At 71.1% G+C, this 12,968-nt stretch carries 10 protein-coding genes and 1 pseudogene; 7 read left to right on the plus strand and 4 right to left on the minus strand.

Annotated features, from left to right (window positions below):
• Positions 1 to 111: 111 nt before the first annotated feature.
• Positions 112 to 735 carry an NADPH-dependent FMN reductase gene (locus ACFWBT_RS01245; RefSeq protein ID WP_385694344.1) on the minus strand — a complete coding sequence of 208 codons (624 nt, stop codon included), beginning with the start codon at positions 733 to 735 and terminating at the stop codon, positions 112 to 114.
• Between the two features lie 398 nt (positions 736 to 1,133).
• Between ACFWBT_RS01245 and ACFWBT_RS01250 the strand changes: the two genes are divergently transcribed.
• Together ACFWBT_RS01250 and ACFWBT_RS01255 are read left to right on the plus strand one after the other, a co-directional pair.
• Positions 1,134 to 1,652: a hypothetical protein gene (locus ACFWBT_RS01250; RefSeq protein ID WP_385694346.1), complete on the plus strand. Its 519-nt coding sequence runs from the start codon at positions 1,134 to 1,136 to the stop codon at positions 1,650 to 1,652.
• 174 nt (positions 1,653 to 1,826) lie between these two features.
• Positions 1,827 to 2,447 carry a class F sortase gene (locus ACFWBT_RS01255; protein ID WP_385694348.1) on the plus strand — a complete coding sequence of 207 codons (621 nt, stop codon included), beginning with the start codon at positions 1,827 to 1,829 and terminating at the stop codon, positions 2,445 to 2,447.
• A gap of 4 nt (positions 2,448 to 2,451) precedes the next feature.
• Here the strand turns inward: ACFWBT_RS01255 and ACFWBT_RS01260 are convergent, their stop codons facing one another.
• Entirely contained in the window at positions 2,452 to 3,234 is a 783-nt protein-coding gene (locus tag ACFWBT_RS01260) for a TSUP family transporter (RefSeq protein WP_266758488.1), read from the minus strand.
• A 495-nt stretch (positions 3,235 to 3,729) separates the two neighbouring features.
• On the opposite strand from ACFWBT_RS01260, the gene ACFWBT_RS01265 reads away from it, so the two are divergent.
• Genes ACFWBT_RS01265 through nirD form a run of 3 tightly spaced genes read left to right on the plus strand, consistent with a single transcriptional unit; the run spans position 3,730 to position 8,042 of the window.
• Entirely contained in the window at positions 3,730 to 5,013 is a 1,284-nt protein-coding gene (locus ACFWBT_RS01265; protein ID WP_385694350.1) for an NAD(P)/FAD-dependent oxidoreductase, read from the plus strand.
• Positions 5,014 to 7,683: a nitrite reductase large subunit NirB gene (gene nirB / locus ACFWBT_RS01270; RefSeq protein WP_385694353.1), complete on the plus strand. Its 2,670-nt coding sequence runs from the start codon at positions 5,014 to 5,016 to the stop codon at positions 7,681 to 7,683. It begins immediately after the preceding gene.
• The gene (nirD, locus tag ACFWBT_RS01275) at positions 7,680 to 8,042 is read left to right on the plus strand and encodes a nitrite reductase small subunit NirD (RefSeq protein ID WP_385694354.1); all 363 of its coding nucleotides are present in this window, start codon (positions 7,680 to 7,682) and stop codon (positions 8,040 to 8,042) included. Before nirB ends, nirD begins: the two co-directional genes overlap by 4 nt.
• 164 nt (positions 8,043 to 8,206) lie before the next feature.
• Here nirD and ACFWBT_RS01280 read toward each other — a convergent pair whose 3' ends face one another.
• Positions 8,207 to 9,142, minus strand: a complete 936-nt coding sequence (locus ACFWBT_RS01280; protein WP_385694356.1) for an oxidoreductase — start codon at positions 9,140 to 9,142, stop codon at positions 8,207 to 8,209.
• Positions 9,143 to 9,325: 183 nt separating this feature from the next.
• Positions 9,326 to 10,033, minus strand: a pseudogene (locus ACFWBT_RS01285) (hypothetical protein); the annotation flags it as partial.
• 31 nt (positions 10,034 to 10,064) lie between these two features.
• On the opposite strand from ACFWBT_RS01285, the gene ACFWBT_RS01290 reads away from it, so the two are divergent.
• Entirely contained in the window at positions 10,065 to 12,167 is a 2,103-nt protein-coding gene (locus tag ACFWBT_RS01290; RefSeq protein WP_385694358.1) for a hypothetical protein, read from the plus strand.
• Positions 12,168 to 12,210: 43 nt separating this feature from the next.
• Complete coding sequence (locus tag ACFWBT_RS01295; RefSeq protein WP_385694361.1) at positions 12,211 to 12,912, plus strand: ABC transporter ATP-binding protein; 702 nt, start codon at positions 12,211 to 12,213, stop codon at positions 12,910 to 12,912.
• Positions 12,913 to 12,968: the final 56 nt, after the last annotated feature.

Below are 12,968 nucleotides of genomic sequence, written 5' to 3' on the forward strand. Positions count from 1 at the left end.
CCTGCCCACGGCTCGGTCCACCGCTCCGAAATCATCGCGTCCGGCCGGCCGCCGGGTCGTGCCGCATCTGGTCCTCGACGTCCGTCCGGCCGCCCCGGGCCGGAGCGGGCCTCAGCCCCCGTACGGCCGCTTCCCCCTGGCCTCCTTCAGCGCCCTTGCCCACCAGCCCAGTTGGTCCAGCATCGTCTTCGCCGCCGCCGCGGGGCCCACGGCGTCGCGCGGGTGGCCGGCCTCGTCGAAGGCGGCGCCCGCGCCATGGAAGGACACCGTGTCCCGTACGGTCACCGCGTGCAGTTCGGCGAAGACCTGACGCAGGTGCTCCACGGCCCGCAGGCCCCCGGACACTCCGCCGTACGAGACGAGGGCGACGGGTTTGGCCCGCCACTCGCCGTAGTGCCAGTCGATGAGGTTCTTCAGGCCGGCGGGGAAGGAGTGGTTGTACTCGGGGGTGAGGACGATGAAGGCGTCCGCGTCGGCGAGGGCGGGGGTGACCTTCGCCAGTTCGGCGGCCACCGCGGGGGACGGGGAGTGGGACAGGGCCGTGGGGAGCTCGACGGAGGCGACGTCGAGGACCTCGGGGAGGAAGTCGTCCCGTTCGCCGATGCGGTCCAGCAGCCAGCCCGCGACGACGGGACCGAAACGCCCCTCGCGATTGCTGCCGACCACGACGGCGACCCGTACGGGCGACTCGGACATCTGCTCGGGGACAGTGGATTCAGCTGTGGCTGTCTTCATGAGGGACAGCCTCGTACCTCAACCATTCTTGAGGTCAAGCCGAACCGCGCCCGCCCCGCCCCGGCCTCCGCACGCCGGTCCACATCCGCCCATGCCCCTCGCCTCCCTCCGCCACCACACCCCGCTTCCCGCGCGTCCCGGTCACCCGTTCACACCCCCGGCCCCGCGCCCTTCGGGTTCTCCCGCGCGACACGCCACGCGCACACCGATGACCTGCCGGAATGCCGAGGGCTCCGCCCTTTCCGGCGCCCCGCCTGACACCCGTTCACATCATTTCTGACGATCCATCAGAGAGCGGGCGGGGGCATGTGCCACTTACCTCGGTAAGGCAGGGGTTCGACCGACGCAGCGGCACTTGGGGGTGTCGCGGGCCGCGCCCCCTCGGAGGAGCTAGCACGATGCGACGTACCGCCCGTCTGATGACCGGTACCGCGCTCGCCGTCGCCGCCGCGGGTCTGGCCGCCGCGCCCGTGTACGGCGGAGACACCGGGAGTCTGGAGGTGTTCCCCTCCGCCGTCGTCCCGGGCGCCGAGGTCACCGTCAACACGGCCGCGTGCGGTTCGGACGGCACCGCGAACGGGGACGCCGGGGCGGTGGGCGGCGGTATCTTCACACTCGCCGCCAGCGCACACGAGCAGGACGCGATCGGGCAGTTCCGGGTGCCGCCGAGCGCGCAGCCGGGGACGTACGAGATCGTCGCGCGGTGCTCCCACGGCCGGCGGGTCACCGGGGACCTGATGGTGACCCTGACCTCCACGCGCGAGCAGGTCCAGCCGCGCGGGCATGTGAACACAGGTGTCGGCGGCGCGCTGGGCCCCGACCCCGTACAGACCGCGGCGGGAGTGGCGGCGCTGGCCGTCGCCGCCGCGGGCGGTACCTGGCTCCTGCATCGCCGGGCGAGAGGCGACGGGATCTGACGGGCACCCTCCGCTGCCCGTCCGCCGGTACCGCCGTCCCTCCCCCTCCGTGGCCCGACGCCCCTCGCGGCCCGGAGGGGGACGGGACCGACCCCATCAGCACCCCGGCCGGCACCCTCGGCCGCCGGGGCCCGGCCGGCCGCGGCCCGGGAGAGGAACCGTGAGGAGGCTCGCGTGCGCCGGGTCAGCAATGTCGCCATAGCGTCGATCACCGTCGTCGCCCTCTGCTCCGGTGCCTGGCTGCTGCGCAGCGGCGCCGAGCCGCACCCCCCTCCCCAGCCGTCCCCGGCACAGGCGGCGACCGCCGGGGACGGCGCGCGGTCCGTCGCCCCCGCGATGCCGCACTCCCCGCCGGACCGCATCCGCATCCCCGCGATCGGCGTGGACGCCCCCCTGATGGGGCTCGGCCTCACTCCGCAGGGCAGCCTGAACGTGCCGCCCGCGGAGAAGAAGAACCTGGCCGGCTGGTACGAGGCCGGGACCACCCCCGGTGAGCGCGGCACGGCCGTCGTCGCCGGGCACGTCGACAACGCCGACGGCCCCGCCGTCTTCTACGACCTGGGCGCGCTCCGCAAGGGCGGCACGGTCGAGGTGGACCGGCTCGACGGCAGCACGGCCCGCTTCACCGTCGACGCGGTCGAGGTGTACGACTCCCGCGCCTTCCCCGACGCGAAGGTGTACGGCGCCGCGCGCCGGCCCGAGCTGCGCGTCATCACCTGCGGGGGCGGCTACTCGGAGACGACGGGCTACCAGGGGAACGTGGTCGTCTTCGCCCATCTCACCGGCAGCCGCTGAGCGTTCAGGCGAGCCACTGCTGGTACGCCAGATTCGCCACCAGTGCGAACACCACCGTCAGCAGCACCACCCGGACGAATCCGCTGCCCTTCTTGAGCGCGGTCCGCGCCCCCACCATGCCGCCCGCCAGGTTGAACACGGCCATCAGGGCGGCAAGTTGCCAGAACACCGTGCCCTTCCAGGCGAAGGTCGCGAGGGCGCCCGCATTGGTGCAGCAGTTGACGATCTTGGCGGTGGCGGAGGCGGTCACCAGGTCGAGGTGGAGCAGCGCGGTGAGCGCGAGCACGAGGAACGTTCCCGTGCCGGGGCCGATGAGCCCGTCGTAGAAGCCGATGCCGAGGCCCGCGAGACCGATCGCGGCGAGGACGCGGCGCGGGGAGACCGGGGTGGTCGGCGGCGCCGTGCCGAAGGCGGGCCGCAGGATCACGAAGGTGCCGACCCCGACCAGGACGACCATGACGACCGGCTTGAGCACGTCGGTGCTCAGCCCGGCCGCGACGAACGCCCCCGCCGTGGAACCGGCGAGCGCCGCGACCCCGATCCGTACGGCGAGGCGCACATCGACGGGCGCCTTGCGCGCGTACGTCACCGCGGCTCCCGTCGTACCGACGATCGCCACCGCCTTGTTCGTGCCGAGCGCGTAGGCCGCCGGGGTGCCGCCGGGCAGCCCGAGCAGCATGGCGGGCAGCAGGAGCAGCCCTCCGCCGCCGACCACGGCGTCGATCCAGCCGGCCGCCAGGGCTGCGGCGCAGAGCACAAGGACCATGGTCAGGGATATGTCGGGCATGATCGCGACCCTATGAGACCGGATAGGTGCGCCGGCCACGGGCCCCGGAATCTTGAGCGACTTCTGAGGTTCGCCCCGGCGGGTTCCCGGCACGGCCGTCCCGGGCGCGTGCACCGCATCCGCCAGTTCGGAGCGTCCCGGCCAGGGTGGAACCCGTCCCCGCATTCCCGGACCACGGACACGATCCGTGCCGCCCGGCCGCGGAGCGAACACGGGGAACCAGAACGCCCAGCACCGTTCGGGGCGTTCGGCTGAGCACGGATCCTGGCAACAGGACCCGCAGGCGCCCAGCCCTCAGGAACGGTTCGGCTGACCCCACCTTCCCTACCTCCCGACCCCTCACAGCCCGCCGCCCCCGCCCCCCGAACCTCACAGCCCGCCCCGCACAGGCCCCCCGAACCCTCACACCGCGGTCCCGCCCCCGCTGAGGGCAGCGTTCCTCCCGGGAAACAGACGTGATGCCACCGGGTAACACCGGCACCGCACGGTGTGGGCATGACCTCGAATACGCGTGTGGTGGTGATCGGCGCCGGACTGGCGGGCGTCCGGCTCGCCCGGCGGCTCGACGAGCTCGGCGCGACCGGCGGCGCCCGGTCCGCCGCCTCTCCCGTCTCCGTCACGCTGATCGGCGACGAGGACCACGCCCCGTACAACCGTGTGCTGCTCGCCGAGGTCCTGGCGGGACGGTACGCCCCCGAGGTGATCGCCCTTCCCGGCGTCGACCGCCTCACCCGGGCCCGGGTCACCGGTATCGACCGCGTCACGCGCACGGTGCGCTGCGCGGACGGCGCGGTGATCGCATACGACACGCTGGTCCTCGCCACCGGCTCCAACCCCGTCCTTCCGCCGCTGCGCGGCCTGTTCACCCAGGGTCGGCACGAACTCCCGGAAGGCGTGCACGCGTTCCGCACCATGGACGACTGCCTGGGCCTGTCGAAGGCCGTCCGGCCCGGCACCCGCGCCGTCGTGATCGGCGGCGGACTGCTCGGAGTGTCGGCCGCGCGGGCGCTGGCGTTGCGCGGGGCCCAGGTGGTCCTGGCGCAGCAGGCCGAGCGGCTCATGGAGCGTCAGCTCGACCCGGCCGCGTCCCGTCTGGTGCACCGGCACCTCACGGAGCTGGGCGTCGAGGTGCACACCGAGTGCCGGGTGCGCGACGTGCGCTCGGTCGGCGGCGCGGTCCGCTCGGTCGAGATGGCCGACGGATACGCCCTGGACGCCGACCTAGTCGTACTGGCCTGCGGCGTCCATCCCCGCACGGGCCTCGCCCAGGAAGCGGGGCTCGCCGTCCACAAGGGCATCCTCGTCGACGACGAACTGCGGACGTCCGACCCCCGCATCCGGGCCGTGGGCGACTGCGCCCAGCACGACGGCACGGTCTACGGGCTGGCGACCGCCGCTCTCGAACAGGCCGACGTCCTGGCCGAGTCGATAGCGGCCGAGGCGCTGCCGGCGCAGCGCGCGGCCACCCGCTCCCCCGCCCGCTACACCGGCACCCGTTCCCTCACCCGCCTCACCCTGGCGGGCGGCACCGCCCCCTTCGACCTCGCCGCGTTCGGCGAGACCGATCCCCTGCCCGGCGACGACGTCGTCCAGCTCGCCGACGCCACCCGCGGCACCTACCGCAAGGTCGTGGTCCGCGCCGACCGGCTGGTCGGCGGCGTGCTCGTCGGCGAACTCGGCACCGTCGGCGCCCTCGCCCGCGCCTGGGAGGGAGCGGAGCCGCTCCCCTCGGACGGCGCACCGCTGCTCCACCTGCTCACCAACGACGGAGGCTCCTGAATGTCCCCGGACACGACGACGATGACAGCGGCGGCGACGGCCCCGGACGCCGGGATCGCACCCACGATCGTGCTCGTCGGCCACGGCATGGTCGGCCAGCACTTCCTGGAATCGCTCGCCGAACGCGGCCTGACCGCCACGCACCGCGTGGTCGTGCTCTGCGAGGAGCCCCGCCCGGCCTACGACCGGGTCCAGCTCACCTCGTACTTCTCGGGCCGCACACCCGAAGAACTCTCGCTCACGGACGCGGAGTTCATCAAGGAGCACGGCATCGAGCTGCACCTCGGCGATCCGGCCGAGTCGATCGACCGGGTCGCGCGCACCGTGACCGCCCGGTCCGGTCTGACGGTCGGCTACGACACCCTCGTCCTCGCCACCGGCTCCTACCCCTTCGTTCCGCCGGTGCCCGGCAAGGACGCCGAGGGCTGCTTCGTCTACCGCACGATCGAGGATCTGCTCGCCATCGAGGAGTACGCGAAGGCGCGGGCGACGACCGGCGCCGTGGTCGGCGGCGGCCTGCTCGGTCTTGAGGCGGCCGGCGCGCTGAAGGGACTCGGACTGACCACGCACATCGTGGAGTTCGCGCCGCGCCTGATGCCGGTGCAGGTGGACGAGGGCGGCGGCGCCGCGCTCCTGCGCACCATCGAGGACATGGGCCTGAGCGTGCACACCGGCACGGGCACCCAGGAGATCGTCACCGGCGACGACGGCGCCGTGACCGGCATGAAGCTGTCCGACGGGTCCGAACTCCCCACGGATCTGGTGGTGTTCTCGGCGGGAGTCCGTCCGCGTGACCAGCTCGCCCGCGACATGGGGCTCACGGTCGGCGAGCGCGGCGGCATCACGGTCGACGAGCAGTGCCGCACCTCCGACCCGTCCGTGTTCGCGATCGGCGAGTGCGCCCTGGCCGCCGACGGCCGGGTGTACGGACTCGTCGCCCCCGGCTACGAGATGGCCGCGACGGCCGCCGCGACGATCGCCGCCGACGAGGCGAGCTTCACCGGTGCCGACCTGTCGACGAAGCTGAAGCTCCTCGGTGTCGACGTCGCCTCGTTCGGCGACGCGCACGGAGCCACCGCCGACTGTCTCGACGTCGTCTACGCGGACTCACGCTCGGGCACCTACAAGAAGCTGGTCATCGGCCGGGACGGGCGGCTCCTCGGCGGCATCCTGGTCGGCGACGCGGACGCCTACGGCACCCTGCGCGCCTTCACCGGCTCGGTGCCGCCGATCTCCCCCGAGCAGTTGGTGCTGCCGGCGGGCGCGGGGGCCCCGGTGGCCCTCGGCCCCTCCGCGCTCCCCGACGCCGCGGTCATCTGCTCCTGCCACAACGTCACCAAGGGCACGATCCGGGGAGCGGTCACCGAGCACTCCTGCACGACCGTCCCCGAGGTCAAGAAGTGCACCAAGGCCGGTACGGGCTGCGGGAGTTGCGTCAAGGTCCTCGGTCAGCTCGTCAACGAGGAACTGGCCGCGAGCGGCGTCGAGGTCGACCACGGCCTGTGCGGCTGCTTCGGGCAGACCCGCGAGGAGCTGTACGAGATCGTCCTGGCGCTCAGGATCACCTCGTACCGGACGCTGCTCGACCGGTACGGCCGCGAGGACGCCCGGGGCGGTGACGGCTGCGAGGTCTGCAAGCCCGCCGTCGGCTCGATCATCGCCTCCCTCGCCCCGACCATCGGCGCCGACGGCTACGTCCTCGACGGCGAACAGGCCGGGCTCCAGGACACCAACGACCACTTCCTCGCCAACCTCCAGAAGAATGGCTCGTACTCGATCGTGCCGCGCATCCCCGGCGGCGAGATCACCCCCGAGAAGCTCATCGTGATCGGCGAGGTGGCACGGGACTTCGGGCTCTACACGAAGATCACGGGCGGCCAGCGGATCGACCTGTTCGGCGCGCGGGTGGAGCAACTCCCGCTGATCTGGGCGCGACTGGTCGACGCCGGCTTCGAGTCCGGGCACGCGTACGGAAAGTCGCTGCGCACCGTCAAGTCCTGCGTCGGGCAGACCTGGTGCCGGTACGGCGTGCAGGACTCGGTCCGGATGGCGATCGACCTGGAACTGCGCTACCGGGGTCTGCGCTCCCCGCACAAACTCAAGTCGGCGGTCTCCGGGTGCGCCCGCGAGTGCGCCGAGGCCCAGTCCAAGGACTTCGGCGTGATCGCCACGTCGAACGGCTGGAACCTGTACGTCGGCGGCAACGGCGGCGCGACCCCGCGCCACGCGGACCTGCTGGCCCAGGATCTGAGCGACGCCGAACTGATCCGCCTCATCGACCGCTTCCTGATGTTCTACATCCGCACGGCGGACCGCCTGGAGCGCACCTCGACCTGGCTGGAGCGGATTCCCGGCGGCCTGGACCACGTCCGGGAGGTGGTGGTGGAGGACTCGCTCGGCATCTGCGAGGAGCTGGAGTCGCTGATGACCGCGCATGTCGCGAACTACCGCGACGAGTGGGCCGAGACCATCAACGACCCCGAGAGGCTGGGCCGGTTCGTTTCCTTCGTGAACGCCCCGGACACCCCGGACCCGGTCGTCGGCTTCGTTCCCGAGCGCGACCAGATCAAGCCCGACCTGCCGCTGCTGACCATCGGACACCGTCCCCAAGCTCTCGGCTCCGCTCGAGCAGGGGAGACCCCATTCCTGGAAGGAAGTGCCCAGCGATGACCCTGGCACCCGAGACGACCCGGACGACGGCCGCCCTCACGCTCCAGCTCCTGCTGGAGGACGGCTGGTTCACGATCTGCGAGCTGTCCCTGCTGCTCCCCGGCCGGGGGGTCGCCGCGCTCCTCCCGGACGGCCGCCAGGCCGCCCTGTTCACCGACCGCGCGGGACGGACGTACGCCATCGACAACCGTGACCCGTTCAGCGGGGCGGCGGTGCTCTCCCGCGGGCTGACCGGAACCCATCGGGGCCGCCCGTTCGTGGCCTCCCCGCTGCTCAAGCAGCGCTTCGACCTGGAGTCGGGGCGGTGCCTGGACGACGAGGACGTACGGGTGACGACGTACGAGGTGCGGGCGGCCTGAACCGGGCCCCGCGCGCCGGACCGGGCCGGGACGGACGACCGGGCCTGGACGGACCGGGGCATCCGCCAGGAGTCGGCGTCGCCCGCCGGCCCTCGCGGCGCCGGTGTCTGTCGGCCCTCGCGGCGCCGGTGTCCGCCCTCGATACCCTCGCAGCGGCGCCGGTGTCAGGCCTTGAGCCCCTCGTAGGTGACGCCCGTCAGCCGCTCCGAGGCGGCCCAGAGCCGTTCTCCCGCGAGGTCGTCGCGGGTCCAGCCGGCCCGCCAGGATGTCGCGGGCGAGCCGCGCCACATCGCGAAGGACGGTCCGACGAAGGTGCCGGGCCGCACGCCGGGCGCGGTGGCCGCGTACAGCGTCGGCAGGGCTCCGGCCTCGGCGCTCTGCGCGAAGACGCGGTTGCCGATCTCCATGAACCGCTCGGCGCCCCTGCGCCCCTCCAGCCGGGGACCGGCGGTCTGCAGGTTGGTGGAGGCGTACCCGGGGTGCGCGGCGGCCGCGACGGCGTCGCTCCCCGCGCGGGACAGCCGCCGCGCGAGTTCGTGCGTGAAGAGGAGGTTGGCGGTCTTGGACCGGGCGTAGGCGATCCAGCGGCGATAGGGCCCCTTCTCGCTGTTGAGGTCGTCGATGTCGATGTTCGAGAGCGCGTGGACCATGCTCGACAGCGTGACGATCCGCGCCCCGGGGGTCTCGGCGATCATCGGGAGCAGCAGCCCGGTGAGCGCGAAGTGCCCGAGGTGGTTGACGCCGAACTGGATCTCGAACCCGTCGGCGGTGCGGCCGAGGGGCAGCGCCATGACCCCGGCGTTGTTGACGAGGAGATCGAGCCGGTCGAGCGTCCGCTCGCAGACGCTCGCGAACTCCCGCACGGAGTCCAGCTCCCCGAGATCCAGCCGTATGAACTCGACGTCCGCGCCCGGCACTTCGGCCACGAGCCGGTCCACGGCCTCGGTGCCCCGCACCTCGCTGCGGCAGGCGAGGACGACCCGGGCGCCCTGGCGCGCGAGCTCGCGCGCGGTCACGTACCCGAGGCCGCTGTTGGCCCCCGTGACGACGGCGGTGCGCCCGCGCTGATCGGGGACGGCCTGCGCGTTCCAGCCGGACATGGCGGATTCCTTCCACGGGGGGGGTGAGGGCGGCTCCAGCCTAGAGCGGGTGTCGCAAGGTCGAATTCTGCCGGGGCACGGCCCGTTGCGTCGCCGACCTGGGATTTTCATCCCGGGGAGGCGTTCCGTTCGTCCTCGGGCCTCTTGTCCGGGGCCGTTTGTGTGAGTGGAGTGGCCGAACGGTCATGAACGGTCGTTGCGTCGGTACACCGTCACCCTGCGGCCGCGGACCTGCTCGTCCGCCACCGGCGTGAAGTACTTCTTCAGTACTGAGGTCTTCATGCGGTCTCGTTTCGCCGACACCGGTCTCGCGACCTTCGGTGCGTCCGTCACCAGGAGGATCCGCCGCTGGGTCAGCATCGCGGCGCGGATCCGAGCCGGGCCGGCCTCCACGCCCTTCAGCGTTCCGGACTTCCGCGGGCTCTCGGTCAGCGCTATGTCTCCCAGGCCGGTGAAGGCGTGCGGGGAGACCAACTTGGTGTCGCGGCGCGCTGCCGGTACGAAGAGGACCGCGTCTCCAGGCTCCTTGAGCCGTCGTACGTCCGCCGCCACGGACAGGACGTCGTCCACCCGGCTCGCCGCGGAGCGCTTGGCCAGCGACTGGGGCAGCAGTGCCGTCATCGCCACGGCGATGGTCACGGGGAGGATCCACGGGGCCGCCTTCGGGAGGCGCCGCGCGGCCACCCGTATCGCCGTGCCCAGCGCTGTTCCGATCAGCAGTGCCAGACCCAGCAGGCTGAACAGGACGTACCTGTCCAGGAACAGCGGCTGGACCAGGGAGAGGCCGATCAGGATGAGCTGCGGCACCGCGAGCAGCGGCAGCCCCACGGCCGCCACCGACAGTCGGCCCACGCGCGGGCGGTCCACCAGGACGCCGAGGCCGCCGATCGCTCCCGAGCGAGCGCCTCAACCTAGGTATCCCATGCCGCATCGAGGTATACGTTTCGTCCACGCCGCCGTTCTGGCCTTCTCCGCAGTACTGGCCTTTCTGTTCCTGCGGAGCCTGGACGAGGGCGGGGTCCTGGGAAACTCGGCTCTGATCGACGTGATGGATTCCGACGATTCCGTCAGCAGTGCTCAGGTCGTCCGGGACATCACGGCGTTCTCCGCCGAGCACTCGGTCGGGGTGGCTCGCGAGGTGCCCGATCTGAAGAACTCCGACGGGGTTCGGCATCTGTATCTGGCTCCGGGCGGGCCCCATTCCATGACAGCGGAATGGCTGGACAAGGGATACCCGGAGTTCAGCGGGACCTATGAAACGCGCGTGCATCCGATCTCCGAGATCGGACAACAGGACCCGCGCGGTTCCTACTACGTGTTCGGGCCGCCCGCGGCGGCCGATGCCCTGCGGGCCGAGTTCGAGGATCTCGGCATGACCGTGGCCGTCACCCACCCCTTGTCGTACCGGGAACTGGTCGACCAGTACTCGGGCGATCCCCTGTACCAGGCCCTCTGCGTGGTCGCCCTCGCGGCGCTGACGATGACCGGCGCGAGCGTGCTGCTCAACGCGAAGGCGTACGGAGTCCTTCGGATGCAGGGCCTGTCCTTCGCCGGCATCCTGCTTCGCGATCTGCGGCAGCTGGCGGTGTTCTGGTCGGCGGCGGTCGCCACCGTCACGGTCGCGGCGCTCGCCTTCCTCGGCCTCTACAACGGTCTCGCCTGGCTGGGGCTGTTCGCCTCGCTGGCCGCGGGCATCGCCGCCCTGCTCGGCACCCTGGCGCTGGCCACGCACGCGGCCGCGCTGGCCCTGACGTACAAGGTCGACGTACTGGGCGCCCTGAAAGGCGAACTGCCTTCGCGGGCGGCGTCCATCAGCGTCTACCTCGTCCGCGTCCCCGCGCTGCTGCTCGCTCTCGGTATCGCCACGAATGTCACCCTCGCGAGCCGGGACGTACTGACGCGCCAGGAGAACCGGGACCTCTACGGCACGGTGGGCGACGCGGTCTCGATCCGTCTCAACGGAGCTTTCGCCATGCACATGGACCAGTTGAACGACCATGTCGGTCCGTGGCTGCGCCAGGCCGACAGGCGGGGCAGGGTGATTGTCGCCGGGCGCCGGGATCTCCCGGTCTCCGCCCCCGACGCGCGGCTACCGGCCGGCGAGATTCTCATCGTCAACGACACGTATCTCAGCGAGCAGCCGGTGCTCGACCCGTCGGGACGGCGTCATACCTCTGAGGCCAGGAGCGGAGAAGCGCCGGACTCGCGTCCGGTACGGGTCATCATTCCCGATTCCCTTTCCTCCCACCGGCGGACGATCACCAAGGCGGCCGCCAGGATCATCGACCCGGATCTCAGCCGGCACATCCCGATCGAAACGCGCAACAGCAGGACGGGACAGCGCCTCTTCGGCTACAGCACCGGCACCTACGCCTACAACTCGGCGCACAGTGCGGACGAGGACAGGTCCCTGGTACGCGATCCGATTCTTGTCGTCGTCCCCAATGGTTCGCGTTTCCTCACGAACGACGCCTACACCTCGTTCGCCACTCAGGATGGAGTGATCTTCCCCGACCCCGATGACGTATTCCATGCCATCGAGTCGAAACAGGTCAGCAACTACGTGAATTCTGTGAGTCCGGTCGGACAGAAAACCGCTCTGGACCTCCGGAACTCGGTCAACAAACTTCGCCTTCAGACCTTCAACCTCGTCGTTGCCGTCATCGTGCTCCTCATCGCCGGGGTCGGCGTCTGCCTCATCTATTCGCGAAAGAACGCGCAAAGCATATTCATACGACACATCGGCGGCTGGAGATATGTCGCCAACCATCGCTTTATTCTCGCCGTGGAAGTGGCTGTCGCTGCCGTCTTCGCCACGCGAGTTCCTCTTCAGGCGTGGCAGCGGAATCAGGAACTGGAGAAGTACGCGGCGGCCGGTGCGCCTGCTCCCTTCCAGGCAGCTCACATCACTGCACTGGATCTCACCGTCATCACCGGTCTTGTTGTTTTCGAGCTGGGGGCCGTGCTTCTCGCCCTCGCTTTTTTCCATCGCCGCATCGTGAAGGAAGGGGCGACGGAGACATGAGCCCCGCCGGTACGAAGGCCCCTCTACCGAGCCGGAGTATGTTGTGATCGATATCGAGAATCTTTCGAAGGTCTTCGGCGCCCGGACCCTGTGGCGCGACGTCGACCTCACCGTCCATCGCGGTGAGATGCTCGCCCTCGTGGGACCGAGTGGATCCGGTAAATCGACCCTCCTCAACTGTCTTGGACTGCTCGACAAGCCGAGTACCGGGACCATTCGGTACGAGGGGAAGGACATCACACGATTCGGCCGAGGCGACGTCCGTCGGTTCCGCCGCGACACTCTCGGCCATCTGTTTCAGCACTATGCGCTGATCGAGAACGCGACGGTCGCGGAGAACCTGGACGTGGTGGTCAAGCCACGGCGGTCGGCGCGGAGCGACGGCAGGGGCAAGAACACGGACAAGGGCCGTGCGGCTGTCACCGAAGCCCTTGACCGTGTCGGTCTGGCGGGGCGGGAGAAGGAGAGGATCCACCATCTCAGCGGTGGGGAACAGCAGCGCGTGGCGCTGGCCCGTCTGATGGTCCAGCAGCCGGCCCTGGTGCTCGCGGACGAGCCGACCGGTGCGCTCGACGATGCCAACAGCGCTGTTGTCGTCGACATCCTTCGGGAGATGAGCGACGCCGGATGTGCCGTGGTCATCGCCACCCACGATGCCGGTGTCCGGGACCGGTGCGACGCCGTGTTCGCTGTGCACGAGTCGTCCCTCGTCGGCTCCCGGGCATCGGCCGGCGCGATGGGGTGACCACCCGTCCGCGGTAAGGCCGGCGTGGACGAATCCCCTTGCCGTTCCCTCAGGGC

Origin of the sequence: Streptomyces sp. NPDC060027 (genome assembly GCF_042737005.1) — a bacterium.
Taxonomy (GTDB): Bacteria; Actinomycetota; Actinomycetes; order Streptomycetales; family Streptomycetaceae; genus Streptomyces.